We start from the raw sequence: 26,195 nt of genomic DNA on the forward strand, positions 1-26,195 counted from the left end.
CAGAGCAATTACGACTGTAGTAATAGCAGCCCCTTGCCACAACCAGTGCCTAATCCTCGTGAGGACAATGCAGCAATACCAAATCCATGTTTTCTGGCATGTTGAACCAATGCGACATCATCTTCATGTTGGTTGAGTTTTGCCAGTAAATGCAATCCACCAACAGGAGTATCGAATTGAAGGTGGGTATCAAAAACCTGATTTAAGCTCTCAATCACCATTTGCCTACGTTGAGCATAGGCGGTACGCATTTTACGTAAATGACGTGAGAAATGTCCTTCCTGCATAAAGTTGGTAACGACGGATTGCTGCAATAAGGGACACCCATCATGCCAAGCATGACATGCGGCCATAAAAGGTGCTAACAGATGGTGGGGAACGACCAGATAAGCGAGCCGGAGTGCTGGAGTCAGGACTTTGCTGAATGTACCAATATACAAAACATTATTCGGGGTCAAACTGGCTAGTGCAGGCTGGCGGCGGTCGTCGTATAGAAATTCACTGTCATAATCATCTTCGATGATAAAAGAGTGACTCTGTTCTGCCCAAGTTAAAAGCTCCTGCCTCCGTGTCATTGACAAAGTAACTCCCAATGGGCTTTGGTGGGCTGGTGTGACTAATGCAAAGCGTGCATTTGGTGCGTGCATTTTACCTATTGCGATATTCATTCCATGTTGATCGACAGGTATCGGAACAATCTCAGCTCCCATTTGGGTCAATAAATGATAACTGGGGGGAAAACAAGGATCTTCAAGCCACACTTGATCCCCTGATTGTAGCAAGGTATGCCCGATCAGACTGAGAGCACCGCGATAGCCTGCTGTAATAAATACTTGCTGTGGTGAACAGTGTATACCTCGTGATAGTTGAAGGTAAGCAGCGATGGCTTCGCGCAATGGCAGGTAACCCGTAGGTTGAGGATAGGACATATGTCGGCTTTGTAAGCGTAGTTGCCTGACGGTAAGGGTATTCCATAATTTGCGGGGAAAGAGATCCAATGCCGGCAATCCTAGCTGATAAGGCAGTGGGTCAGTGGCTGAAGCCGAGTCGAACAGTGATAGATCTGCCACGTTTACAGGCGATGGTACAAGAGATTTAGAGGATTGTAACGCCATGTCAGCAAGTCGTGGTGACACAACCGTACCTGCTTGTCCTCTTGCTTCAAGATAGCCTTCGCTGAGCAATAATGTGTAAGCGGATTCTACCGTACTGCGAGAAACTTGTAGTTCATTGGATAATTCACGAATAGATGGCACGCGTTGCTCAGGTTGTAACGACCCTTGGGTAATGGCCTGAATAAAACGCTGGTATATCTGGCGATAAAGTGGTGAAGAGGTATCTCTTTGTAAGGTGTTAGGCTGAACAATTGTCGCTTTCATTTATCTCTCTTGCATCAACCCGTAAACCATTAACCCCCCCAATACCACGATAGCCATGATCAGCGGCGTTTGCTCGGCAAATCTGGATTCAAGTACTGCACCAAAACAGAGATATCCAACAGGTACGGCAAGGAATCGCGTGGAGGAAAACAGTGTCATTATTCGACCAAACAGGTGTTCTGGAACTTGGCGCTGGATCAGCGTGACTTCGACTGGTCCAGCAAAACCAATGCAAATGCCAATGACGAAAAGCTGGGTGAACAAGACATATTGCCCACTGTACAGGTTCAGCGATATCAGGAATAGTACGAGCAGGCCATAGCCAGAAAGGATGATGCGGTTGCTGGAAAAATGCTTGCCATAATTACCATACAGCAATGAAGAAAGTGTTGTTCCTACGCCAAAGCAGGTCATTGAGACACCGAGGCTCAAAACGGAATTAAATTCTTGTTTATTCACATACGGTAAATAAACAATCAGAAACGGTGTGATAACAAAATTCACTACCGAACTGATGATAAGTACCGAGAAAAGTTCTTTTTCGGATTTTATATACCTGAATGCTTCAAGAAAATAATGGTGTGGCTGGGAGGAAATTACCGTCACTTCATTGATATCGGCGACGAAGTGTTTTTTCAGAATAATCAGCCCTAATGCAACGACTAAAAAACTCACTGCATCGAAATACAGAGCATTGATCGTACCGAGCATGGCAATAATCAATGATCCAACGATGGGGCCGACCAAATCGCAAATATTCTCAATGGTACTGTTGATTCCATTGATCAACTCATGTTCGCTTTTATTCTGTTTGATCTCCTTTGCCAGCATTACATCTTTTGCCAAGCGTCCCGGAGAATCCAAGATGGTGGAAAATATTAACAAAATAGCCAATAAGTAAAAGTGCAGGATATCCATCGTATAAAACACGGGGATCAGCAAGACACTCAGGAAATTTACCAAATCAGATAATAGTGAGATGCGGAATGCCCCGTATTTATCTACTAATTGTGCGCTAAAGAAAATAGAGAAAATCAATGGCAGAATTTTTGCGGACATCACGGTGGCGACTAATAGCGGGCTGCCCGAGATTTCCAGAATCAGCCACGGAATAGCAATTTCAGTAATGGCGTTTCCCAAAATGGAAACGCCATTTAATGCCAGTAACCCGCTAACTTGAAAAGGTATTCGCCTAATGATGTTGAAATAGCCTTATAGTTCTCCCGGCTTACGTGGAGGATTACGACCCGAAAAATTAGTTGTAGCACTACGGATTTCTTGCCCGAAAATATCAACACGTGCCTGGAACGGTGGGAATGGCAACGTAATACCGTGTTTGCGGAATTCCTGCAAAATGTATTGATGTACTTCATGACGGGCAGGCATACGATGCCCCATTTCTGCCGCGTAGACACGTAATTCGTAAATCTGAATACCTTGTTGCAAATCCACTAAATACACTTCCGGCATCGGGTTATCAAGAATTAATGGTGAGCTTCTGGCAGCGGTCATTAATATGTCGGTGGCATTTGCGGATTCAGTATCAGCCGGTACAGGAACCGTCAGGACAATACGGGTGATCGTATCAGACAGTGACCAGTTGATGAATTGTTCAGTAATGAATGCTCTGTTGGGAACGATAATCTCTTTTCTGTCCCAGTCAGACAGGGTCGTTGCCCGCGTATTGATCTTCGTGATGCTGCCAGTCAGGTTACGGATAGTTACGGTATCGCCAATTCGGATCGGCTTTTCAAACAAGATGATCAGGCCGGAAATAATATTGGCGAAAATCTCCTGTAAGCCGAAACCAAGACCAACACCCATCGCAGCAATCAGCCATTGCAATTTCGACCACTCGATGCCTACCAGCGAGAAACCAACTAGACCGCCAATGAGGGTAAGGCTGTATTTGGTTAGCGTCGTAATGGCATAACCCGTACCCGGAGTCAGATCCAAATGCTGCAACAGAGCGAGTTCCAACAGTGCTGGCAGGTTACGGACAAGCTGCGTTGTAATGACGATAACTAAGATCGCAATTAATATCGAACCCATGGTAATGGGTTGGAAGGTATCGACGCCGTTGACGGTGGTGCTAACGTCCCAGAGCCGGATATTCTCAAGGAAAGAGAAGGCTGAATGTAATTCAGACCATAATAGGATGAATGAAACGAGCGCAATCATAGTCAGGATCGAACGTACTAACCCCAGTGACTGGGCGCTGATTGCATCCAAATCGATGACTGGCTCTTCAACTTCGATCGAGCCTTCTACACTGCTATTGATATTGGCTGAGTCTTCTTCACTTTTGGCACGTTGGGCCAATATTTCTGCACGGCGCTGTTTTGCCCGTTCAAAAGCAATTTTGCGTCGTTGGATCAGCATCCATCGACGAATAATATGGTAAATGACCAGTAAGAAGAACCAGATGGCGACAGACGTTTCCAGACGACCGAGCAGTGCCTGTGATGTTTTCAGATAGCCGAGGATCGAAGCAAGTGCCGCTAAGATCGGAGCAGAGAGCAGTATCCACCACAGGACTGAGCTAACAATATTTTCGCCTGAGCCATGTTTGTCCATGTAAAGTGGAATGCCGGCGCGTTTTAGGCTGCTGGTCACCAAACTCAGTGAAATACAGAGCATCACGAAGCAGAGTCTGCCGAGGGTTGAAGTAAATTCTCGGTCGCTGTAATGATTAAAGGTGATTAATGCCATCATGAGAGGCACGATCAGGAAAATGGACAGGCGATAGAAACGCATTGCCCGTTTTATGCGTTCTTCCGGCCAGCGAAAGTGCGCGATAAATAAACCATTGGGATGGGCGAATGCTGCACTGAGCATAAAGACCCACAGAACTGGTGTTGTCGCACGCACGCCATTGCCTATTGCGTTAGCCATCGGATACTGCCACGCATTTTGCAGACCATAACCAATGGCTGACCAGAGCATCGGCAGTGGTAATGCCGCGACGATGGACCAAAAAACCGTACGCAAGGTAAGAGAGAAATGATCTTGTGTCACTTTGCCGATGCGATTGCTGGAACGCTCAAGAAAGGCGTGGTATTGGCGATGTGAGCTAATACTGAAAATCACTAGTAGCAAAGTACCCAGCAAATAGAGCAGGGTATCCTGCGTGGTCAACATGCTATGGATTGCTACGCCCAGCTGTGAGAACGTATCCAGAGACAGCAGGCGTGTCAGATCTTGCACCACCAGCAGCGGATAATTCAGCGAGATAGGATTGACATCAGCGACCCAGAACAAATAGCGGTGAGTTGCATCCTGCACTTCTTTCAGGGCATCGTTTAATTGGCTGGTGGCTACTTTGAGCTTTGTCAGTTCCAGTATTTCGTTGTCATATCCTGAGAGCAGAGAATTTAATAATTCTTTTCGAGTTCGGATAAGTGACTCATAAACTTGCTTTTGTGCCGGAGTCAGTGAGTTATTCGAGGGAGATGTCTGGTCGGTGTCACGCTGTGAGCGTTCCAGCATTTCCTCATATTTCAGTCTTTCGACCCGCAATTCGGCAATACTTCTGTCAAGTTGCTGGGATTTTGGTATATCAGGGATCGGAGAGGCTTGAGCCCTTAAGGCTTCTCCAAGTGCTGTAGAATCTTTTAGCCATTGCGCCTGTTCACGGATGGTATTCAGTGTTTGGCGAACTTGAAGAATATCGCTGGCTACCTTGCGCTGTTGTGAGCCAATGGAATCCATGCTCTGAGTTTGCTGGTTGAGCATTTGCGATAATTCGCGGTTTTGCTGGAGCTCATCCAGCAAAAACTGTGGGAGTTTCCCGCCACTCTGTTCCGCCAGCATTTCGGTATGTTCAAGTGCGGATTCCGCTTTCTGCTGGCGTTGGATATTTAACTGACTGCGTAATTGTTGGAGTTTAAGATCCAACCGTTGATAGCGTTTTTTAAATAAATCAGCGCGTATGCGAGCAATTTCCTGCCGATTATTGGCAGAAAGTTGTGCCATTTCCAGTTCATTGGTCGCCGCTTTACGCGCATTGATTTCTGCTTGAGCCAATGTCAATTGTGCTTCGGACAGTGGTGTGGAAGATGGACTCAAGGATTGGAGACGGGACGTCGCCTCGGCCAGCAGGCGCTTTGCCTCAACCTGTTGTTGAGGCAACTGGTTCATGGAGTCGCTGATTTCCCGGATTTTATCCTGCTCTTGCTGTAATTGGCGTCCTTGTTCCAGTAATTCGCTACTAGTCTGGATAATTTGCTGCTCTAAATCGCTGATAGGCTGATTGGCAGGAATGGGGGAAATCGCATGGCTTTCAGCCAGAATTTTCTGGCGCAGTTCTCTGATGATGGAAGGAAAATCATCAATCGACTGTTGATATTTTTGAGTGCGCTCCTCGGCGGATTTTGTATCATTAACCCAATTTATTGCCCCTTGAAGTGCTTGCGCGATTTCAGAATCTTGTGAATTCTTACTACCTCCAGCTTGCTTCAGTTCTTGTTTCAGTTGGGTTTCATCCAACTGTGTTGTAGCGGCAAAAGCCGAATTCGCAATCAACAGACTGAGAAGTAAACTGATAATCAGGCGCACAATAAGGGGCTCCTTAGTACTAAAATTAGCTGACGATATCTTTATTCACTGATTCATCGGCATTCACGGCAGGTTCTTCTGCGGTGATAGCCTGCGCCATGAGCGCCCCCATGCGGGTTTGTGAACCACTGTATAAGCTATTGGCAAAATTAATCTGATTGGAAGTAAACAGGTTGATAACCGTTGAACCGAGTTTGAAGCGTCCCATTTCTTCTCCTTTCTTGAGGGCAACCGCACCTTCCTGACCTTCTGCGGGGTAGGTCCAGCGTTTGATGATGCCTTCACGTGGTGGCGTAGCACAGCCACCCCAGACCGTTTCAATACTGCCGACAATGGTCGCCCCAACCAAAATCTGTACCATTGGCCCAAATGCCGTTTCAAATAAACAGATGACACGTTCATTACGTGCAAACAGATTTGGAACATTGGCTGCCGTCAATGGATTGACTGAAAACAGATCGCCAGGAACATAGATCATCTCTTTGAGTACACCGTCGCATGGCATATGGACACGGTGATAATCCTTTGGCGATAAGTAAATGGTGATAAACTGACCGTTACGGAATTGCTCTGCCAGTTGATACTGACCTGCCAACAAGGCTTCTATGGTGTAGTAGTGGCCTTTAGCCTGAATAATTTGATCTTCACGGATCGCCCCAAGCTGACTGACGGTTCCATCTGCTGGCAGAGCCAGTTGATTGGCTTCGTTGACGATAGGCCGAATATCCTCTTTCAGGGGACGGACAAAAAATTCATTGAATGTTGAGTAAGCGGTGAATGAAGAATTTTTTGCTTCATTCATATCCACTTTATAGGCTTTGGAGAAAGCCTTGATTGCAAGCTGTGTCAGCCAGCCAGCCTTTTTATTGGCAAACCAGCCTGCCAAGTTTGTAATGCATTGTTTTGGCAGTAAATATTGTAACTTGATTTTAAGATTATCCAGCACGTCAACCTCTTGGATTTTTTCTTGGCAAATTGGACAAAAGTCTACTATTGTACCTGCCATTATTTTGAATGTCAGGATATCGTTAATTATTGTCCTATTTTTGGCCGTCTGTGAAATTTCGGCGTGGTTTAACCTGTGCCATACTTTCCAGAATCCGGTGGTAATTTTCGAAACGTTCTTCTGCTATGGCCCCTTTTTCCAACGCTTCCCTTAAGGCGCATCCTGGGTCATCCTGATGTTTGCAATCACGGAATTTGCATTCTCCAAGGTATTCGCGGAATTCGGCAAAGCCTTGTGTAACCTGTTCTGGCGTTAGATGCCATAATCCAAACTCACGGACGCCCGGAGAGTCGATCACGTCTCCCCCTAGTGGAAAATGGTAAAGGCGGGCGGTGGTGGTGGTATGCTGACCGAGCCCGGAATTATCTGAGACTACATTGACCAGAATATCTTTTTCATTATCAGGCAGCAGGGTGTTGAGCAGACTGGATTTGCCGACACCAGATTGCCCCGCAAAGATGCTGATTTTATCAGCCAGCAGGGAGATGAGCTCAGGGATACCTTCGCTGGTATGGCTGGAAACTTCCAGTACGCGATAACCGATATGACGGTAGATGTCCATGACACTATTGACCCATTCACGGCTTTCGGCATCCAGCAGATCGATTTTATTGAGTACGATCAAAGGCTCGATATTGAGTGTTTCACATGCGACTAAATAGCGATCGATAATATTCAGTGAGAGTTCAGGCAGGATAGCGGAAACAATCACGATTTGGTTGATATTTGATGCAATGGGCTTGATACCATCGTAGTAATCGGGGCGAGTGAGAACAGAAGTGCGTTCATGAACCGCTTCTATGATCCCATTAACCTTGACATCAGATTGGAGTTGCAACGCAGGGCGCCATACGACGCGATCGCCGGTCACCAATGAGCGGATTGTCCTGCGGATATTGCAACGCTGTATGGAAGAATCTGCGGCTTCAATATCGGCATGTTGCCCGAATCGGCTGATTACCAGCCCTTCCTGCGGCTCACCAAGCTGGCTGTCATCCATTTCTGGTTTATTGGTATCAGCCCTGCTCAGCCTGCGCTGATGGTTGGCCTGCACACGGCGTTGCTGCCCTTTGGAGAGTTTATTTTTAGCCACCGAACCTCACTTAATTTCATCTATCTTGCTGATTATCGCTGTGAGTGATCAAAAACGTTATGATACACCACGGACACAGACTACCTCTTTTGAAGGAAACTAGGATATATCATGTCAAAAAGTGAGAACAATCTTATCTGGATAGATTTAGAGATGACCGGGTTAGATCCAGAGCGTGATCGCATAATCGAAATTGCGACCATCGTTACTGACTCGGAATTGAATATCCTTGCGGAAGGGCCTGTGATTGCCGTACATCAGTCCGACGAGCAGCTGGCATTGATGGACGATTGGAATGTACGGACGCATACTGCCAGTGGGTTGGTTGAACGTGTGAAACAGAGCCAGTTTGATGATGCGCAGGCAGAAAAAGCGACTATCGCCTTTCTGGAGCAGTGGATTCCAGCAGGAAAATCGCCAATATGTGGCAACAGTGTGGGGCAGGATCGTCGTTTCCTATTCCGTTATATGCCTGAGTTGGAAAAATATTTTCACTACCGTTATTTGGACGTCAGTACACTTAAAGAACTGGCTCGTCGTTGGAATCCCGAAATGCTGGCGGGACTTAGCAAGAAAAATACCCATCAGGCATTGGATGACATTCGGGAGTCAATTGCTGAGTTGGTGTATTACCGCGAGCATTTTATCCAAAAATAAAATGCGGTGTTCAGTACAAAGATGCCTATAAATTAATCCCTGTGTTGATGGTTAAGCGGGTAATTTGCCGATTTAATCATCAATCAGAGAAAAGACGCGATTTTTTGTGCCTTAGGGCTTGCCAGAAGAATAATTCCTCGTATAATGCGCTCCCCGTACCGATGAATAATTTCAAAAGTACAAGCACACCAAAATTTACGCGGGAATAGCTCAGTTGGTAGAGCACAACCTTGCCAAGGTTGGGGTCGCGAGTTCGAGTCTCGTTTCCCGCTCCAAATAAAAAGTTATCTAGGTGTGAAGAGTCAGGCTGACAGCAGCCATAAGAAATGCGGGAATAGCTCAGTTGGTAGAGCACAACCTTGCCAAGGTTGGGGTCGCGAGTTCGAGTCTCGTTTCCCGCTCCAAATTCAGGACTGTAGATTTTTATATAAATCTGCAAGCCATAGAAAAAAGCACCTTTTGGTGCTTTTTTCGTTTTCAACATATCTAACTTCACCTATGGTACGGTTTGACTCGTGGCAGAAGGGTGGCTTGTGAGCAATTACTGACATTAACGAAGCAAGCCTAACCGTCGGGCCAAGTTCCACACAGTATTCACACAGCACCTGCAAGGCCAGCCTGATGTTGTGGCACGTTTGCTGTCGATAACACTGTTGAATCAGAAAACATCTGTGATATGCCGATAGCCAGAAGCATTAGCCCGGGATGGGATGAAGCAATCCACGAAGGTTTACTCAGTAAGTATCGGGCGCAAGTTGAATCTATCGATGAAATTTATACGCCACCCCCTGAGTTGGTTGCATTTTCTTGTCGTGATGAGCAGATCACAAAACGGTTACGTGCTTACTATAGTAGTTGGAAAGAATGTAGTAGTTGGAAAGAATGAGAGTTGTTGGACATCATTGCCATTGATGATGTCCAATTTCCATAATCACACTTTCTTTTCCAGTTCTTTCAGCAATGTTTCCTTACGTTCCATCATGTTTTTTATTGCCTTCTGCTTCACATGGCCAAAGCCACGTACTTGATCGGGTAGTTCCGCGAGTTGCTGACAGATTGCCAAGTTATTGCGATCCAGTTTTTCGATCAGAAAATCAATTAATCGCTCATATTCAAGCAGCAAATTTCTTTCCTGCTTACGCTCTTCCTGATAGCCAAAAATATCGAAAGCGGTACCACGCAGTGGCTTACATGCGGCAATGAAGCGGAATATAGGAATGATCCACGAACCATATTCCCGTTTTCCTCGTTGACCTGTGCGAGGATCTCTACGGTTGAAAAAGGGAATGCTGAGGTGAAAGCGAATTTTATCCGTATTATCAAACTGAGAGTGGAGTTTATCGAAAAAACCAGTTTTGACGTACAGGCGGGCAACTTCATATTCGTCCTTATACGCCATTAGTTTGAATAAATTTTCAGCAATAGATTTGGTGATTTCGTCTGCATCAATCTGTTGAGTGACCATTTGGACTTGCGCAATGCGGTTGAGATAACGCATTGCATATCTTTCATTTTGATAATCAACCAGCAATTGATATCGATGCATAATAAGGTCGTCCAAACTTTTTATGCTTTCTTGAGGATTGATATTCAGGTATTTCTGCAAGATATCTGGCTGTACCGCAGCAATGCGGCCTATATGGAAAGCCCGCCGAGCATTATCTGCTGATTTTCCTAGTTCTTGAATGATGCTGTTGATAGAAGATAACGTGATCGGAACTTTGCCGAGTTGCCAAGCATAACCGATTAATATGATATTTGTTTGGTTCCTGTCACCCACCAGATAAGCCGCCATCATCTCTGCATCAATGGAGAGTAATGTCTGAGTGTGTTGGTGAAGGATCTCTAGCATTTTGGGATGATCCAAATCCAGCATGGGGGCTCGAAGCATAATGCCAATTTGCGTTTCATGGGTGTTCAGTATGCATTTCGTCGAGCCTCTCGACATCACTTCCTGTGAATTTTGTCCTGTCGCAGCAACTAAATCAGCGGCGATAACCAGATTGGCGCGTCCCCGATCAATCCTGACTTGATGCAGTTTATTCGTATCACGGCATAACCGTACATGGGTTATGGCTTCTCCTCCCTTTTGAGCAAAGCCAGTAAAATTGAGCAGACTGACGGAGCAATTATCTAACTGAGCGGCATTTGCAAGTAGGTGTCCTGCGGTGACGATGCCTGTACCACCGATGCCGACTAACAGGATTTCATAAGGCGTTTCCGCAGAGGCAAGCGTGGGTAGTGGTAACTTATGGATAATTTCTTCTAATTCGTCCTGTGAGATGATTTTGCTGAGATCGGGGCGTGGATTGGCATTTTCGACGGTGATAAAGCTGGGGCAAAACCCTTTCAGGCAGGATAAGTCTGAGTTGCAAACGTGCTGATCTATTTTGCGTTTAGTGCCTAAAGGCGTTTTGGCAGGGATCACGGCAAGGCAATTCGATTGTATTTGACAGTCACCGCATCCTTCACAAACCAGCTCGTTAATGACGGCGCGACGCGGCGCTTTTGGGACTAAGCCCCGCTTTCTTTTACGGCGCAGTTCCGTGGCACAGGCTTGATCGTAGATGATTACTGTCACGCCCACGATCTCTCGAAAACGTTTCTGTACATCTTCGAGATAATCCCGCCCATAAAGCTTCACATTGGGAGGAAGGATGTTTTTATCTTGGTATTTATCAAGATCATCCGTCACGACAACGACTTCTTTCACACCTTCTGCAAGCATCGAAGAGGCAATCTGCGATATGGTAATGTTTCCATCCAGAGGCTGCCCGCCTGTCATTGCCACGGCATCATTAAATAACAACTTATAAGTAATGTGGCTTCCCGCAGCGACTGATTGGCGAATGGCTAAATGACCGGAATGAAAATAAGTACCATCACCCAGATTCTGAAATACGTGGGATCGATTAACAAAAGGGGCATGTCCTATCCAGTCGATACCTTCGCCTCCCATTGGCGCGAGGCCGCTGCCTGTGTTGCGATCCATCCACGCTGCCATGACATGACATCCAATGCCAATCTGGGCTTGGCTACCATCCGGCACGCGGGTTGAAGTGCTATGAGGGCACCCCGCACAGAAATACGGTGTACGTTTTGGCAAAGTGGCATCGTGCGGAACGATGGCTGTTGACCATTCTGGCGGTACGGAAAGAAATAGATTGTATTGTTGTAGCCATCCGGAAAGCGGGACTGCGACCCGTGAAGGGCGTAATTCAACGTCTGTGGGCAACAGTTTTTGACCAAGATGGTTATGCTTACCTACCAGATTGACACTTTTTTGTCGCTTAACCAACTGATGCGCGAGCAGCATTTCGACGATGGCCGCTTTCTCTTCAATGACAAAAATATCGCTGACTTGTGTAGCCAGTTCGCTGAGAAGCGGTGATAAAGGATAGACTAAACGGACATGGAGAAAAGCGACTCCTTGTTGTGCCAGTTCGGAAGGGGTTAGGCCTCCGGCGCGCAGGGCTTCCATTACATCTCTATGGGCTTTGCCAACCGTTATTAATAATGCTCGTGGATGTTCGCAGGGGGCAAGGAGATGATCAATGGGGTTAAGTTTGGCAAACTCTTCAATGGCTTTCAGTTTATAGGATAAACGCTTTTCAATCTGCGGGCCGGGGAGATCAGGCCAGCGCCAATGCAGCCCATCAGGGCCAGGATCAATTTGAGGAATTTTATAATCAGGAAATGGCTTACTTTCTCTGATTGCACCACTTTCTACGACTTCACTGATTGCCTTGAACCCAATCCATGCACCACTGATGCGTGATGCAGCCCAGCCCCACAAACCCACATCGAGATAATCAGCAACCGATGCAGGATGCAAAATGGGCATACTCCACGCCATCATGGCGAGATCAGATTGGTGGGACATGGAGGAAGAGACGCAACCGTGGTCGTCTCCGACGATAACCAGCACTCCACCGTGTGGAGAGGAGCCATAGGCATTGCCATGTCTGAGAGCATCTCCAGAGCGATCTACTCCCGGCCCTTTGCCGTACCACATCCCAAAGACACCGCTAACCTGTCTGTCTGGGTCAGATTCCACTTTCTGTGTACCTACCAGTGCATCTGCCGCGAGATCCTCATTGACAGCAGGCTGAAAGCGAATATTGGCTTGGATAAGTTCTTTGCTGTGTTGCCATAATACTTGATCTAGACGGGCTAAAGGCGAGCCACGATAGCCTGAAACGAATCCCGCTGTGTTGAGATTGTGGATCTCATCCAACTCAGCCTGAGCGAGTAGAAGGTCAACCAGAGCGTCAGTACCCGTGACAAATTTAGATTGATAATATCGAGCCATGTTTTTGACCCTCTCTGAAGAGAATAATCATCTAAGTAACGACCAAAATTGATGTTAATCTATTTCCGCAAAATGCTTACGACAAGCATAAATCTTATTAGATGTTAGTTATTCGTTTATTTAGTGTTAAATTTAAAGGGGGGGTTAGGTATTTTAGTTAATTGTGAGAGTGATAGCATCAGCTTTTTGTGTCAAAATTGAGCGAATATCTTTTGAGCGTTTAGCACGGAGATAGGTGCAAAGGGCTTGCCATCTTATCTGAACATGTTCATAATAGCGCCCACTCCTGATATGTAGGTTAGACAAACTATCTTGTGACTCATAGAGTTAACAGGTATTCAAATTAGTATTCAGGTATTTCAGGCTATTATTAGCCGTCAGCGACGCGGGAATAGCTCAGTTGGTAGAGCACAACCTTGCCAAGGTTGGGGTCGCGAGTTCGAGTCTCGTTTCCCGCTCCAATCACTTTCACTCCATTCTGCTTATTTCAGTTCTTCAATTTCTTTCCAATACAATACCACCCAATCAATCAGTGCCGGCATGAATTCCTACGCCAAGGCAAACAGCTTGGTAAATTGCGCCAACATTATTCAGGTAAAAACTACCGGATAACTCTATTTGTTCTACCACATGATCACGGGATAGTTGCAAACACATACTGAATCACAATAAAAAAATCGACCTCAATGATGAGTAAATTGCGATACTGAAATCATATTTAATGTATCAATAGCATCCTATGATTATTATTTGAGGAAAATGATTATATTGAGATCTGCACCGGAACCTTGGAATGATAACCAGAACTCAATGCAAAAATACAGAGGCTGGATTAAATCCATTTATTTTAAAATCAGAAGATGTATTCATTGATCTACTCACCGATAATGGCACAGGGGCTATGAGTGATAGACAATGGGCAGGCATGTTTTCAGCGAAAAGAAACAACGTCATTGGCTGTGGTATTTTTTTGAAACGAAAAGGAAACTGGTGATAGCCCATGTATTCGGCCCCGAACTGATGCCACCTGCCGAAAATTGCTCGACTTATTGACATCCTTATCAAGCGATTGGCAAGAAGAATAATTGGTTATTCATGCTCAATAGAAATCCATGAAAAAGTCATCGGCGCATATATTGAAAAACATCATTACAATCCTTTGGCATCATGACCCTATATTTTTTATATTTTAAATCTATAGAATTTTAATAAGCCTAGTTTAAAACTATAACTACCATGGATTAAGTTATCTCACCTGTTATTCGCGATCATGATGATGTTGGAATTTGATATCGCTTTTCTAGCTAATCCACAGGAATATACCTCAGTATATTGAAAAGTAAGTTCTTTTTTTAGCACTGGGAAGGTAATGTATCCTCATGATCATCACTGAAAACCTGCGTTTGTAGGATAATCACAGTAGATGTTGGTGACATTAATAGCTCCTCATTTTCAGCAATATTTTAATGATACACATATATATTGTAGTTATGCCTGTTCTCAAAATAGGGGCAACTGTCTTTGTATATTAGATATTCAGTGCTGATTAGAAAAACTTCTTTTCTAAACCTTTAAAAAAATCGTCGCTAGCGGGAGGAGTATAGAAAAGATGATAAGAACTGGAGAAAAATATATCGATGATCTGCGTGATGGGAGGATTATTTTTATTAATGGAGAGAAGGTCACAAATCATGTGGATCATCCCGCGTTTAGGAATGCGATTAGGTCTGTTGCGAAATTATATGATTATAAAGTTGAGCATGCCGATAGAATGGCTTTCAGGACAGACGCCGGGGAGCAGATGAGTCTGTACTGGCAGTTGCCTACTACGCCTGAAATATTGATTGCGCGCGGTCATGCTGCATATGAGTGGGCTAAACAGACGGTTGGTTGGCTCGGAAGAAGTCCCGATTATGTTGCATCGGCGCTGGCGGGAATGATAACGCACATTGAGTTATTTGAATCTTACTCGCAAGAACGCGCCGATGCTTTGAGAAATTATTTTGCCTTTGTGAGTGAGAAGGATCTCTATCTGACTTACGCATTGGTTAATCCGCAAGGTGATCGTTCAAAAACACCCGGTGAGCATACCAAGAATATCTATCACACTCTTGGGGTGGTGGAAAAGAATGCTAAGGGAATTATTGTCAGAGGCGCGAAAATGCTGGCTACGGGAGCAGCACTGGCTGATGAGGTTTTAGTTGGTACTCATAAACCGCTTACATCAGGAGTTGATGAGCGATATGCACTTTCTTTTGCCATGCCACTTAATACGAAAGGCATAAAAATCCTTTCAAGGCGCTCTTACGAATTAGAGGCAAATTCCAGGGATTATCCATTGTCGTCTCGGTTTGATGAAAATGATTCAATGCTCTATTTTGATGATGTTTTGGTGCCTTGGGAGCGAGTATTTATCTGTGAAGACATTGAGATGTGCCTTAAGCAGTTAGACTCAACTGCTACGGAAATTTTGATGGATATTCAAAGTCTGGCTCGTTACGCAGTGAAATTACACTTTTTAACTGGATTAGCTCAGGTAATGACTGAGACAAACGGTGTTTGCCAGTACCCGGCAGTGAAGGAATCACTTGCACAGTTAGCCTGCTATGCAATGAATGTTGAGGGGCTGTTTAATAGTGTGATCCATTGCCCAAAAGTTTATAACGGATTTTATATACCTGATAAAACTCAACTTTATACGTATCGGGTCATCTCGCAGTCAATATACCCAAAGGTGTTGGAAACGATAAGGAAACTGGCTGGTGGAGGCATTTTGATGTTGCCATCAAGTGAGGCGGATTTAGAGAATGATGAGATTTTAAGTATTATTGAGAAGACTCAGTATTCATCCATTGTTTCTCCTGTCGAAAGGGTCAGATTGATGAAATTAGTATGGGATGCTGTGGGGTCAGAGTTCGCATCAAGACATCATCAATATGAATTGTTTTATGCCGGAGCTCATTATCAAACGCTAGGGCGCCTTTACGATCAGTATGATTGGGAATCATCGAAGGAATTGGTTGAAAAGATCAAAATGCTCTAGTCTGGCCTTTTTATCCGACTACCATCATCTTACTACCACCGTGACCACCATAATAGGTGTAGTGGATATAGTAATAGTGGATGTGGATATAGTAGTAGATATAGCCGAAGAGGGAAGAGTGCCGGCGTAGAGATGTTGGCACTTCTTGCTGGATATTGGAGTATTTTCCAATCGTTATCTTACCTCCATCCAAAATATAATCCCTACCAAAATAAATTGTCGATAAGCGCTTGCTATCCTGTATTAACAAGTCCATAATGCCGCCTCATTTTTGGAGAGACAGAGGAAAATTTCTCCACTAGCGTCTAGAATGGATGAGTGGATTTTTATTTCGCGGCTGAATTCACTAGAATTCAATTCTTGTTTTTTATCCACAGTATTTAAGATTACTGCCATATTGAGTTACCCGATGATGCTCTACTTGTTACACAGAGTTATCCACAGGGAGGCTTTCCTGTATTTGGATGTTTTGATTTATCATTCAACACAATAGTACATACTTAACTTATTGATTAATGAAAGTAATTAACCTCATTTAAAAATTCACTGATTAATAATTGTTCTCTGTTTGTTCTTTGATCAGCAAAGCATTTTTATTTTATTCACAAGGAAATAGACGGCTTTTTTAACAAGAAATTCGATTGTTTGATAATTAAGCATCTCTGGGTAAGCCTTTGGTAATTGCTCGTATCAATCGTTTTTGTTGTGAGGTCTGAACTTCAATTGCATTAGCATTGCGGCTGGTTATTTGTTGAGCGATAGCCCAGCGGATATGTTCATCCAACACTTCACTCAAGCCAGTTCTTTTTTCCAACGCTAACACAATATCATCTTGATAAGGCGCATTGCCCAAGGCAACGGAAATGTTGCGTAGCCAGCGCAAATACCCAATGCGGCGAATGGCCGAGCCTTCTGTAATACGCAGGAACTTTTCCTCATTCCAACTGAATAGATTAAGTAGTTCAGGGGCATGCAGTGCGGCCCGGGGGCTGAAGTCAGCCTCATCCGTTAATTGTGAAAAACGGTTCCATGGGCAAATAAGCTGGCAATCATCGCAGCCATAAATCCGATTGCCCATCAATGGGCGAAATTCTTCCGGTATCACACCTTCCAATTCAATTGTCAGATAAGAAATGCAGCGCCGAGCATCAATGGTGTAAGGTTCAACAATGGCACCTGTCGGACAGGTTGTCATGCAGGCTACGCAGCGTCCGCATTGTTCTTCTTGGGGGGTATCAATCGGTAGGGGAAGATCAATCAGCAATTCACCAAGGAAAAACCAAGAACCCGATTCCCGATTTAATATAAGTGAGTGTTTACCAACCCATCCAAGCCCCGCTTTTGCTGCCAGTGGACGTTCCATAATAGGAGCGGAATCGACAAAAGGGCGAAAATTCAGAGTTCCCTGATATTCATGAGCGATGCAATAGTCTTGGATCTTATCGCCCAGTTTTTTGAGACGTTGGCGTAGCAGTTTGTGATAATCTCTGCCCAGCGAATAGCGGCTAATATAGCCCATTTGCGGATTGTTAAGTGTACTGGCAAAAGCCGCTTTAGCAGGTAGATAATTCATGCGTATGCTGATAACCCGCAAAGTTCCGGGCAACAGTTCATGAGGGCGCGCGCGCATCATGCCGTGACGTGCCATCCAATCCATTTCGCCGTGGTTTTGCTTATCAAGCCATTCCTGTAGTCTCGGTTCTTCTGCCGATAAATCGGTGTCACAGATGCCGACTTGCTGGAAGCCAAGGGAAATACCCCATTGCTTGATGTTTGCTGCTAGAAGATTCAGATCGAGAGGAGTTGCCATGGAATATCAATTTACTGCTGCAAGAGCAGCGTAGATTAACATAGTGTAGGTTGAATACAAAAAATGCGATATACAGCGGTACAGAAGATGTCCAATGACAATGACTGAGTTATGTTATGGTTATCGGTTAAGCTATTTCGCTGATATGTCTACCTGATTAGGCTCTAATTCAATAAATAAAATAGATATTTTTCGATGAAAGAACTCGTTTTATCACTTCCAAATGAAAATGCCACCGTTGCATTGGGCAATGCAGTGGCGTCAGTCGGCGATCGCGGCTATGTTATTTATTTATATGGCGATCTTGGCGCCGGAAAAACCACATTCAGTCGTGGTTTCCTACAGGCACTCGGCCATCAGGGACATGTAAAAAGTCCGACTTATACTCTGGTCGAGCCTTACTCCCTACAGCCACGGCCTGTCTATCATTTCGACCTGTACCGTCTGGCCGACCCTGAAGAGCTGGAATTTATGGGTATCCGTGATTATTTCCATCAGGATTCCATTTGCTTGGTGGAGTGGCCTCAACAGGGAGCAGGGGTTTTGCCTGATGCCGATATTGAGTTGCACTTGAGTTATGACAGTGAAGGGCGACAGGCGCGTTTTGTCGCATTATCTGAGTATGGTGAAAGTCTGTTGGATAATTTGACGTCCTTATGAAGGAATACCCGTCCATGATGAATGCCTTTTTCGTGAATGCCTTTTTTGTGAACATAAGCAAAAAATGGCACGCCCACTGGGTGATGTCCTGTACTTTGTTTGTCATGTTGAGCCAATTGGTCATGATGACAGCCGCAGCGGCTACGTTGTCGAATGTTCATGTGAGTAATAGCCCATCTGAAGCCACAGTAACGTTGGAATTCACTGGCGGGCAACCTGATTATCGATTTTTTCTTCTGCATTCCCCTGAACGACTGGTAGTGGATATTCGCCAAGCTGGTAAAATCGTTGGGTTGCCGATGCTTTTATCCGGTCAGGATCTGGTAAAACAGGTTCGTTCCAGCCAGTCGCCTGATGCACATCATCAGCGGATTGTGCTGGAATTGGCACATAAGGCCACGGCTACTTCTACAGTAAAAAACTCCGCTACGGTGAAAAACTCCGGTAGTCAATATCAGGTGCGGATGACGTTAAAAGCCAATGGGGCGGTGAATAATTCATCGGCACTCAAGAATAATACGTCACAAAATGAAAGTAAGCGGTTACTAACTAATGATGTCCCGCTTATGAAGCAGCCAGCATCGAATCAACATGAGCAGGGTGTGAAAAAACAGGTTATCCAAACTGCACGAGGGAAAGGTATACATCCGATTGTTATTGCCATTGATGCAGGACACGGCGGGCAAGATCCCGGTGCGATTGGGCAGCGGGGATTGAAAGAAAAAAATGTAACTATTAGTGTTGCACGTAAGCTGGAAGCCCGTTTGCGTAGTGATCCCATGTTTAAGCCTGTGTTGACGCGCAATGGAGATTATTTTATCTCTGTGGCAGGGCGTTCCGAGGTGGCTCGCAAGCATAAGGCTAATATGCTGGTATCGATTCATGCAGATGCCGCCCCTAATCGCAGTGCCAGAGGTGCTTCTGTTTGGGTGCTCTCCAATCGTCGAGCAAACAATGAATTGGGGAACTGGCTGGAGCAGCATGAGAAACAATCGGAATTGCTGGGTGGTGCGGGAGACGTCCTCGCCAATGGTACTGATCCTTATTTGAGTCAGGCGGTGTTAGATTTGCAATTCGGCCATTCCCAGCGTGTCGGCTATGATGCTGCCATGCAAATATTGAGTCAGCTAACTAGGATTGGTTCTTTGCATAAACGTACACCAGAGCATGCGAGCCTTGGTGTTTTGCGCTCTCCGGATATCCCGTCCATTTTGGTGGAAACAGGCTTTATCAGCAATTTTTCTGAAGAAGAATTGCTGGGTTCCAATCAGTATCAGGAGAAATTGGCGCAAGCTATTCATCTTGGATTACGTCACTATTTTCAGGCTAATCCATTGCAGTCCGCGCCAAAGTAACCAATATACGCCTATCAGAATAGGCTCTAAATCGTAAGATAAGGTCGAATAATGGCTATCAAGATATTACCTCCACAATTGGCAAACCAGATTGCCGCCGGTGAAGTGGTTGAACGCCCTGCATCTGTGGTGAAAGAATTGGTGGAAAATAGCCTTGATGCCGGCGCTACTCGGATTGATATTGATATTGAACGTGGCGGCGCAAAGTTGATCCGAATTCGTGATAACGGTTGTGGAATCAGTCAACAGGATCTCATATTGGCACTGGCGCGCCATGCCACCAGTAAAATTGCTTCGTTGGATGATTTGGAAGCGATTGTCAGCATGGGCTTTCGCGGGGAAGCGCTGGCCAGTATCAGTTCTGTTTCGCGGCTGACATTGACTTCCCGTCCTGAAAGCCAAACAGAAGCATGGCAATCTTATGCGGAAGGCCGTGATATGGAAGTGACGGTTAAACCTGCCGCTCATCCTGTAGGAACGACGGTTGAAGTGTTGGATCTGTTTTATAACACGCCAGCCCGCCGCAAATTCCTGAGAACGGAAAAAACGGAGTTTGGTCACATTGATGAAGTGGTGCGTCGGATTGCACTGGCGCGGCTGGATGTGGCCGTCAACCTGAATCACAATGGAAAGTTGATGCGTCAGTATCGTCCTGCCAAAGACGAATCGCAGCATGAACGGCGCTTGGCGGCGATTTGTGGTGCGGCGTTTGTGCAGCAGGTTTTGGCGTTGTCATGGCAGCATGATTCCCTTTCCATTAAGGGCTGGGTTGCTGACCCCATGAGTGCCATGGCAGGAAGCGATATTCAATATTGCTATGTCAATGGGCGCATGATGCGGGATCGGCTGATTAATCATGCGATTCGTCAAGCCTATCAAGACTTGATTCAGGGTGAGCAGCAGCCAACTTATGTTCTGTATCTGGAGATTGATCCGCATCAGGTGGATGTCAATGTGCATCCGGCTAAACATGAAGTACGTTTCCATCAATCACGTTTGGTGCATGATTTTATTTATCAAGGCGTGGCTGCGGTATTGAAACAACGCGGCAAGGGAGCTGAATTAGAACTCGGTTGTCAGGAGCCTACTGCAAGCTGGGTGCCGGAGAATCGCCCTTCTGCGGGAGAAAACCATTTCCTCCGGAAGAGTGTCGTGCCAGCAGATACTGCATCTTCTCAACGTCATGATAATGGAGATAATGGCAGGAATCAGGAGTATGGAGAACGCCAATATTCAGGCCGTGAAACGCAGCCATTGCATCATGGAGAAAATTACCAGAAAAAACAGGGTGAGCTGTACCAAAAATTGATGCAGTTTGCACCGGAAGAAAAACGACCATTATTTCCGGAAAAAAACGCCTCAGCGTCTGGTTCGTCAATTTCCGGTCCGTCAATTTCTCACCCAATGCCTGTTTCTGTCACATCGGTGCACTCGGAGCAGGGAAAAAACAGCAATGCTGGTTTTGGCAGCAATTATAGTTTCGAAAAATATAGTTTCGGAAAAGTATTGAGCATTTATGCAGGTTGTTATGCCTTGACTGAATCTTCATTGGGAGTAGGGGTGCTCTCTCTGCCAGTTGCTGAACGCTGGCTTAAACAGGCACAACTAACGCCAGGGGAGCAGGGTCTGAAACCTCAGCCATTATTGATCCCGTTGAAACTTGCTCTCAATCAGGCAGAAATGCGAGCCTTGAAGCAGAATGGTGAGCTATTAAAGACTTTTGGCATTGAATCTACAGTCGCGCATGGAAAAGTAACCATTCATGCGGTATCGTTGCCTTTGCGCCAACAGAACCTGCCGAAACTTCTGCCGGAGCTGTTGGGCTATCTTGGGGAGCAGTCAGTAGCCTCTATTGAGCAGGTTGCAATTTGGCTCTCCCGTCATGTGGGTAGCGAGCATGAAACGTGGAACGTCGCACAAGCTGTCCAGCTTTTGGCTGATGTCGAGCGTCTTTGTCCTCAACTGGTGGGTTCCCCGCCGGAAGGGTTATTACAGTTAATTGATTTACAAGCAGTGGTGGCACTTCTTAATCATGAGTGATTTAAAAACTCAACATCTGCCGACCGCCATTTTCATCATGGGGCCAACGGCTTCAGGAAAAACGGCGTTATCGATCGCTTTGCGTCAGCACCTTCCAGTTGAATTGATCAGCGTCGATTCTGCGCTGGTTTACCGTGGGATGGATATTGGAACAGCAAAACCTTCCGCAGAAGAGCAGTCACTGGCACCCCATCGTTTGATCGATATGCTCGATCCCGCTGAAACTTATTCTGCTGCTGATTTTCGCCGTGATGCCCTGAAAGAAATGGCAGATATCACGGCTGCAGGGAGAATTCCACTCCTGGTTGGTGGAACCATGCTATATTTCAAAGCATTGCTGGAAGGATTATCACCTTTGCCCTCTGCAAATCCTGAAGTTCGGGCGCAAATCGAGCAGCAGGCGGTGGCGATTGGGTGGGATGCATTGCATCAGCAATTACAGGAGATCGATCCAGTTTCGGCTGCAAGGATTCATCCTAATGATCCACAACGTCTTACTCGTGCACTGGAAGTTTTTCGAATTTCGGGTAAAACTCTAACTGCATTGACTGAAACGTCTGGAGAAATATTACCTTATTGCGTTCATCAATTTGCTATCGCACCTGCAAGCCGTGAAATCTTGCATCAGCGTATCGCCGCCCGTTTTGAACAAATGATCAAATCAGGGTTTGAAGATGAAGTGAAAGCGCTTTATGCTCGTAGTGATTTGCATACAGATTTACCCTCCATTCGTTGTGTTGGTTATCGTCAGATGTGGTCATACTTCGCGGGCGAAATATCTCATGATGAGATGGTTTATCGTGGTACCTGTGCGACACGCCAGCTGGCAAAGCGTCAGATCACATGGCTCAGGAGTTGGAAAGATGTGACTTGGTTGGATAGTGATCAACCTAAACAAGCGCTAAATACAGTCATACAGGTGATTAGTACATAAATTCATTGATTGTGTACAATTGATCAGTACAAAGTGTCACTTTTGAGTAGTTACTTTTTCGAACCAATAGGTTCTTAGTTAAAAACAACAAAATAAGGAAAATATAGAATGGCTAAGGGGCAATCTTTGCAAGATCCATTCCTGAATGCTTTACGGCGTGAAAGGGTCCCGGTTTCTATTTATCTGGTCAACGGCATCAAATTACAGGGTCAGATTGAATCTTTTGATCAATTTGTCATTTTACTGAAAAACACGGTCAGTCAGATGGTTTATAAACACGCTATCTCTACTGTTGTGCCTTCCCGTCCTGTGTCTCATCACGGTAGCAACCAAAATGCGCCGACTGGCGTTGGTAACTATCATGCTGGCACTAACCCAGCAACACAACAGGAAAGTGATGGCGCTGAATAAATCAGTGACCGTACTTGACGTAAATAAAAACATAGGTAGGGAGACTTTACCTATGTTTTTTCCTATGGATTTCTACTCAGCCTGAGGGGTTTCACCGTTGTTTGATCGTTATGAAGGCGGAGAATTAGCCGTTCTGGTGCATGTTTTCTTCTCACAGGAAAAAGATACGGAAAATCTCAGTGAATTCGAATCATTGGTGACTTCCGCAGGTGTTTCTCCTGTGCAGATTGTAACGGGAAGCCGAAAGGCACCTCATCCGAAATATTTTGTCGGAGGGGGCAAGGCAGAGGAAATTGCCGATGCTGTCAAAAACAGCGGCGCAGATGTGGTGTTGTTTAACCATACACTCAGCCCTGCTCAAGAACGTAATCTTGAACGCTTGTGCCAATGCCGTGTCGTTGATCGCACGGGAGTGATCCTGGATATTTTTGCTCAACGGGCAAGAACGCACGAAGGCAAGTTGCAAGTCGAATTGGCGCAATTGCGTCACCTGTCTACCCGTCTGGTTCGGGGCTGGACTCACCTTGAACGCCAAAAAGGGGGGATCGGTCTGCGTGGTCCCGGAGAAACCCAGCTGGAAAGTGACCGCCGTATGCTGCGTGACAAAATCAAACAGATTTTGGGGCGCCTCAGCAAAGTTGAAAGACAGCGTGAACAAGGGCGTCAGGCACGCAATAAAGCAGATATCCCTACCGTCTCCCTTGTTGGCTATACTAACGCAGGGAAATCAAGTTTATTCAATAGAATAACCTTAGCAGAAGTCTATGCTGCCGATCAGCTTTTTGCCACCCTGGACCCGACACTGCGCCGTATAGACGTAAATGATGTTGGCACCGTTGTTTTGGCGGATACGGTAGGTTTTATCCGTCACTTGCCCCATGATTTGGTGGCAGCGTTCAAGGCTACTTTGCAGGAAACTCGACAGGCGAGGTTGTTGCTGCATGTCGTCGATGCGGCGGATAACCGTCTTGATGAAAACATTATCGCTGTTGACAGTGTTCTTGAAGAGATTGAATCCCACGAAATCCCTTCGCTACTGGTGATGAATAAAATCGATATGTTGGAAGATTTTATTCCACGCATTGACCGCGATGAGGAAAATCGTCCTGTCAGGGTATGGTTGTCTGCACAGACTGGCGAAGGTATTCCGCTGTTATTACAAGTGTTGACCGAGCTCCTTTCAGGTGAAATCGCACACTATGAATTGCATCTTCCACCAGAAGCGGGGCGTTTGCGCAGTCGTTTCTATCAGCTTCAGGCTATTGAGCGTGAATGGATGGAAGAAAACGGTCAGGTTGGTATTGAAGTCAGAATGCCGATGGTGGATTGGTGCCGCCTGTGTAAACAAGAACCAAATTTACCTGACTATGTTGTCTGATTGATTGGCGCAGGGCAACAAACAAGGTATCATTTTATCCGCCATTTCAGGGTACTTATAGTCATGGAGTAGCGGTAATGGAATGGCGGTGATCAAATGACCGTGCCAGAATTGCAGTGACTGGACTGGCACTGTCAAAAGTATCACCCAATAATATTGGTTGCTTACAAAAACGACGAAGTTCGTCGTTTCTGCCCATGGAGGCCGCTGTCAGACCTGTCAGGGACAGGCAACGGCCTGTGAAGTGGGAAGCCTCACCCGTCTGGGTGGAGAGCAGTCACCTCTGAAAAACCAGTAAAAAACTAAAAAGTGGAGCTAAAACATGGCGTGGAATCAGCCCGGTAATAACGGACAGGACCGCGACCCGTGGGGAAGCAGCAATAATAATGGCGGCAACTCCGGCGGCAACAAGAAAGGTGGTCGAAACCGTGGGTCAACTGATCTCGACGATCTGTTCCGTAAACTGAGTGCAAAACTCGGTGGTCTCGGTGGAAACAAAGGTGGAAATGGTTCTGAACAGAACCCTAAATTTGGCGGGCGTCTTATTGGTCTTGCCGTTGCTGCTGCAGTTGCTGTCTGGGTTGTAAGTGGTTTCTATACGATTAAAGAAACAGAACGTGGCGTGGTTACTCGATTGGGTAAATTCAGCTCCATTGTTCAGCCTGGCTTGAACTGGAAAATGACGTTTATCGATCGAATACGTGCCGTTAACGTCGAATCTGTTCGTGAACTGGCGACATCGGGTGTCATGCTGACATCTGATGAAAACGTTGTGCGTGCTGAAATGAACGTTCAGTATCGTGTAACTGACCCTGCTGCCTATCTTTTCCATGTGACCAATCCTGACAACAGCCTGCATCAAGCAACAGACAGTGCTGTGCGTGGTGTGGTTGGCAAATACACAATGGAAAAAATCCTCACAGCGGATCGTACGATTGTGCGTAACGATACTCAAAAAGTACTGGAAGAAACTATTCGTCCGTACAACATGGGGATCACTCTGCTGGACGTTAACTTCCAGGCTGCGCGCCCACCAGAAGAGGTGAAAGCCGCATTCGATGATGTTATCGCAGCCCGTGAAGAAGAGCAGAAAACCATTCGTGAAGCAGAAGCCTACCAAAACTCCGTTCTGCCGATCGCCAAGGGTGATGCTCAACGGATTATTGAAGAAGCCAAAGCCTATAAAGTTAGTGTGGTACTGAATGCACAGGGTGAAGTGGCAAGTTTTGCCAAAATTCTGCCTGAGTATAAAGCAGCACCGGAAATTACCCGTGAACGTCTTTACATTGAAACGATGGAACGTGTTCTGAGTCATACCCGTAAAATTATTGCGAACGAAAAGAGCAACAACATGCTGGTATTGCCGTTGGATCAAGTTCTGCGTAAACAATCTGAAATACCAAAACTTCAGTCGGACGCGAAGGTAACTTCGGAACAGAGTAACACGACGCATTCAACATCGACACAAGGGCACTCAAGTTATAACAATTCTGGTTATGACAGCTCTAGCAATTCAAACAACCCGCGTGGTGATACGCTAAGACAAGGGAGACCATAATC

Annotated in this window: 20 protein-coding genes, 3 tRNA genes and 1 pseudogene; 15 read left to right on the forward strand and 9 right to left on the reverse strand. The window is 45.7% G+C overall.

The genetic code is table 11. The annotated features are described in order from the left end of the window. Positions 1-8: 8 nt before the first annotated feature. From pdxR to rsgA, 5 genes are read right to left on the reverse strand one after another with little or no spacing between them, the layout of a single operon-like run. A complete protein-coding gene (gene pdxR / locus H8A87_RS11150) occupies positions 9-1,379 on the reverse strand; it encodes a MocR-like pyridoxine biosynthesis transcription factor PdxR (protein ID WP_198690044.1) in 1,371 nt (456 codons plus the stop codon). Further along, positions 1,380-2,579: an MFS transporter gene (locus tag H8A87_RS11155; protein ID WP_198690135.1), complete on the reverse strand. Its 1,200-nt coding sequence runs from the start codon at positions 2,577-2,579 to the stop codon at positions 1,380-1,382. Positions 2,580-2,591: 12 nt separating this feature from the next. After that, positions 2,592-5,936 (reverse strand): miniconductance mechanosensitive channel MscM, encoded by a 3,345-nt coding sequence (mscM, locus tag H8A87_RS11160; RefSeq protein ID WP_198690045.1) that lies wholly within the window; start codon positions 5,934-5,936, stop codon positions 2,592-2,594. Positions 5,937-5,961: 25 nt separating this feature from the next. Further along, positions 5,962-6,942: an archaetidylserine decarboxylase gene (gene asd, locus H8A87_RS11165; RefSeq protein WP_198690046.1), complete on the reverse strand. Its 981-nt coding sequence runs from the start codon at positions 6,940-6,942 to the stop codon at positions 5,962-5,964. A gap of 34 nt (positions 6,943-6,976) precedes the next feature. Beyond that, positions 6,977-8,035 carry a small ribosomal subunit biogenesis GTPase RsgA gene (gene rsgA / locus H8A87_RS11170; protein WP_198690047.1) on the reverse strand — a complete coding sequence of 353 codons (1,059 nt, stop codon included), beginning with the start codon at positions 8,033-8,035 and terminating at the stop codon, positions 6,977-6,979. Positions 8,036-8,146: 111 nt separating this feature from the next. Here rsgA and orn point away from each other — a divergent pair, with 111 nt between their 5' ends. The 4 genes from orn to H8A87_RS11190 all read left to right on the forward strand — a co-directional run bounded on the left by orn (position 8,147) and on the right by H8A87_RS11190 (position 9,578). Then, entirely contained in the window at positions 8,147-8,692 is a 546-nt protein-coding gene (orn, locus tag H8A87_RS11175) for an oligoribonuclease (RefSeq protein ID WP_198690048.1), read from the forward strand. A 199-nt stretch (positions 8,693-8,891) separates the two neighbouring features. Then, positions 8,892-8,967, forward strand: a tRNA-Gly gene (locus tag H8A87_RS11180). A gap of 53 nt (positions 8,968-9,020) precedes the next feature. After that, a tRNA-Gly gene (locus H8A87_RS11185) sits at positions 9,021-9,096 on the forward strand. Positions 9,097-9,368: 272 nt separating this feature from the next. Next, a complete protein-coding gene (locus H8A87_RS11190) occupies positions 9,369-9,578 on the forward strand; it encodes a hypothetical protein (RefSeq protein ID WP_198690049.1) in 210 nt (69 codons plus the stop codon). 45 nt (positions 9,579-9,623) lie between these two features. Here the strand turns inward: H8A87_RS11190 and H8A87_RS11195 are convergent, their stop codons facing one another. Continuing rightward, positions 9,624-13,004 carry an indolepyruvate ferredoxin oxidoreductase family protein gene (locus tag H8A87_RS11195; RefSeq protein ID WP_198690050.1) on the reverse strand — a complete coding sequence of 1,127 codons (3,381 nt, stop codon included), beginning with the start codon at positions 13,002-13,004 and terminating at the stop codon, positions 9,624-9,626. 385 nt (positions 13,005-13,389) lie between these two features. On the opposite strand from H8A87_RS11195, the gene H8A87_RS11200 reads away from it, so the two are divergent. From H8A87_RS11200 to H8A87_RS11215, 4 genes and pseudogenes are all read left to right on the forward strand, one after another. Next, positions 13,390-13,465, forward strand: a tRNA-Gly gene (locus H8A87_RS11200). A 332-nt stretch (positions 13,466-13,797) separates the two neighbouring features. After that, complete coding sequence (locus H8A87_RS19865; protein ID WP_232370201.1) at positions 13,798-13,998, forward strand: hypothetical protein; 201 nt, start codon at positions 13,798-13,800, stop codon at positions 13,996-13,998. Next, positions 13,944-14,175: pseudogene (locus H8A87_RS19870) on the forward strand (IS1 family transposase); the annotation flags it as partial. The gene H8A87_RS19865 and the pseudogene H8A87_RS19870, both read left to right, overlap by 55 nt. Positions 14,176-14,613: 438 nt before the next feature. Beyond that, positions 14,614-16,047, forward strand: a complete 1,434-nt coding sequence (locus H8A87_RS11215) for a 4-hydroxyphenylacetate 3-hydroxylase family protein (protein WP_198690053.1) — start codon at positions 14,614-14,616, stop codon at positions 16,045-16,047. Between the two features lie 10 nt (positions 16,048-16,057). Here H8A87_RS11215 and H8A87_RS11220 read toward each other — a convergent pair whose 3' ends face one another. Beyond that, entirely contained in the window at positions 16,058-16,303 is a 246-nt protein-coding gene (locus tag H8A87_RS11220; protein ID WP_198690054.1) for a hypothetical protein, read from the reverse strand. Between the two features lie 396 nt (positions 16,304-16,699). After that, entirely contained in the window at positions 16,700-17,857 is a 1,158-nt protein-coding gene (queG, locus tag H8A87_RS11225; RefSeq protein WP_198690055.1) for a tRNA epoxyqueuosine(34) reductase QueG, read from the reverse strand. Positions 17,858-18,052: 195 nt separating this feature from the next. On the opposite strand from queG, the gene tsaE reads away from it, so the two are divergent. From tsaE to hflX, 6 genes are all read left to right on the forward strand, one after another. Further along, the gene (gene tsaE, locus H8A87_RS11230) at positions 18,053-18,517 is read left to right on the forward strand and encodes a tRNA (adenosine(37)-N6)-threonylcarbamoyltransferase complex ATPase subunit type 1 TsaE (protein ID WP_198690056.1); all 465 of its coding nucleotides are present in this window, start codon (positions 18,053-18,055) and stop codon (positions 18,515-18,517) included. Between the two features lie 14 nt (positions 18,518-18,531). Beyond that, positions 18,532-19,872, forward strand: a complete 1,341-nt coding sequence (amiB, locus tag H8A87_RS11235; RefSeq protein WP_408646911.1) for an N-acetylmuramoyl-L-alanine amidase AmiB — start codon at positions 18,532-18,534, stop codon at positions 19,870-19,872. Positions 19,873-19,923: 51 nt separating this feature from the next. Further along, complete coding sequence (mutL, locus tag H8A87_RS11240; protein WP_198690058.1) at positions 19,924-21,912, forward strand: DNA mismatch repair endonuclease MutL; 1,989 nt, start codon at positions 19,924-19,926, stop codon at positions 21,910-21,912. Further along, positions 21,905-22,846, forward strand: a complete 942-nt coding sequence (gene miaA / locus H8A87_RS11245) for a tRNA (adenosine(37)-N6)-dimethylallyltransferase MiaA (protein ID WP_198690059.1) — start codon at positions 21,905-21,907, stop codon at positions 22,844-22,846. Before mutL ends, miaA begins: the two co-directional genes overlap by 8 nt. Before the next feature lie 108 nt (positions 22,847-22,954). Continuing rightward, positions 22,955-23,257, forward strand: coding sequence for an RNA chaperone Hfq (hfq, locus tag H8A87_RS11250; protein ID WP_198690060.1), 303 nt, complete (start codon positions 22,955-22,957; stop codon positions 23,255-23,257). Positions 23,258-23,354: 97 nt separating this feature from the next. Then, positions 23,355-24,635 carry a ribosome rescue GTPase HflX gene (gene hflX / locus H8A87_RS11255; RefSeq protein WP_198690061.1) on the forward strand — a complete coding sequence of 427 codons (1,281 nt, stop codon included), beginning with the start codon at positions 23,355-23,357 and terminating at the stop codon, positions 24,633-24,635. Between the two features lie 61 nt (positions 24,636-24,696). Here the strand turns inward: hflX and H8A87_RS11260 are convergent, their stop codons facing one another. After that, on the reverse strand, positions 24,697-24,834 hold the full coding sequence (locus tag H8A87_RS11260) for a hypothetical protein (RefSeq protein ID WP_198690062.1): 138 nt from the start codon (positions 24,832-24,834) through the stop codon (positions 24,697-24,699). A 123-nt stretch (positions 24,835-24,957) separates the two neighbouring features. Between H8A87_RS11260 and hflK the strand changes: the two genes are divergently transcribed. Beyond that, complete coding sequence (gene hflK / locus H8A87_RS11265; protein WP_198690063.1) at positions 24,958-26,193, forward strand: FtsH protease activity modulator HflK; 1,236 nt, start codon at positions 24,958-24,960, stop codon at positions 26,191-26,193. The last annotated feature ends 2 nt before the right edge of the window (positions 26,194-26,195 follow it).

The organism is Xenorhabdus lircayensis (assembly GCF_016306625.1).
Classification (GTDB): domain Bacteria; phylum Pseudomonadota; class Gammaproteobacteria; order Enterobacterales; family Enterobacteriaceae; genus Xenorhabdus; species Xenorhabdus lircayensis.

Bases quoted from the DNA above. Each gene is read 5' to 3' on its own strand.
- pdxR (WP_198690044.1), bottom strand. From the start codon at position 1,379: ATGAAAGCGACAATTGTTCAGCCTAACACCTTACAAAGAGATACCTCT.
- asd (WP_198690046.1), bottom strand. From the start codon at position 6,942: ATGGCAGGTACAATAGTAGACTTTTGTCCAATTTGCCAAGAAAAAATC.
- orn (WP_198690048.1), top strand. From the start codon at position 8,147: ATGTCAAAAAGTGAGAACAATCTTATCTGGATAGATTTAGAGATGACC.
- H8A87_RS11190 (WP_198690049.1), top strand. From the start codon at position 9,369: ATGCCGATAGCCAGAAGCATTAGCCCGGGATGGGATGAAGCAATCCAC.
- H8A87_RS11195 (WP_198690050.1), bottom strand. From the start codon at position 13,004: ATGGCTCGATATTATCAATCTAAATTTGTCACGGGTACTGACGCTCTG.
- H8A87_RS19865 (WP_232370201.1), top strand. From the start codon at position 13,798: ATGATAACCAGAACTCAATGCAAAAATACAGAGGCTGGATTAAATCCA.
- H8A87_RS11215 (WP_198690053.1), top strand. From the start codon at position 14,614: ATGATAAGAACTGGAGAAAAATATATCGATGATCTGCGTGATGGGAGG.
- H8A87_RS11220 (WP_198690054.1), bottom strand. From the start codon at position 16,303: ATGGACTTGTTAATACAGGATAGCAAGCGCTTATCGACAATTTATTTT.
- queG (WP_198690055.1), bottom strand. From the start codon at position 17,857: ATGGCAACTCCTCTCGATCTGAATCTTCTAGCAGCAAACATCAAGCAA.
- tsaE (WP_198690056.1), top strand. From the start codon at position 18,053: ATGAAAGAACTCGTTTTATCACTTCCAAATGAAAATGCCACCGTTGCA.
- amiB (WP_408646911.1), top strand. From the start codon at position 18,532: ATGATGAATGCCTTTTTCGTGAATGCCTTTTTTGTGAACATAAGCAAA.
- mutL (WP_198690058.1), top strand. From the start codon at position 19,924: ATGGCTATCAAGATATTACCTCCACAATTGGCAAACCAGATTGCCGCC.
- miaA (WP_198690059.1), top strand. From the start codon at position 21,905: ATGAGTGATTTAAAAACTCAACATCTGCCGACCGCCATTTTCATCATG.
- hfq (WP_198690060.1), top strand. From the start codon at position 22,955: ATGGCTAAGGGGCAATCTTTGCAAGATCCATTCCTGAATGCTTTACGG.
- H8A87_RS11260 (WP_198690062.1), bottom strand. From the start codon at position 24,834: ATGGGCAGAAACGACGAACTTCGTCGTTTTTGTAAGCAACCAATATTA.
- hflK (WP_198690063.1), top strand. From the start codon at position 24,958: ATGGCGTGGAATCAGCCCGGTAATAACGGACAGGACCGCGACCCGTGG.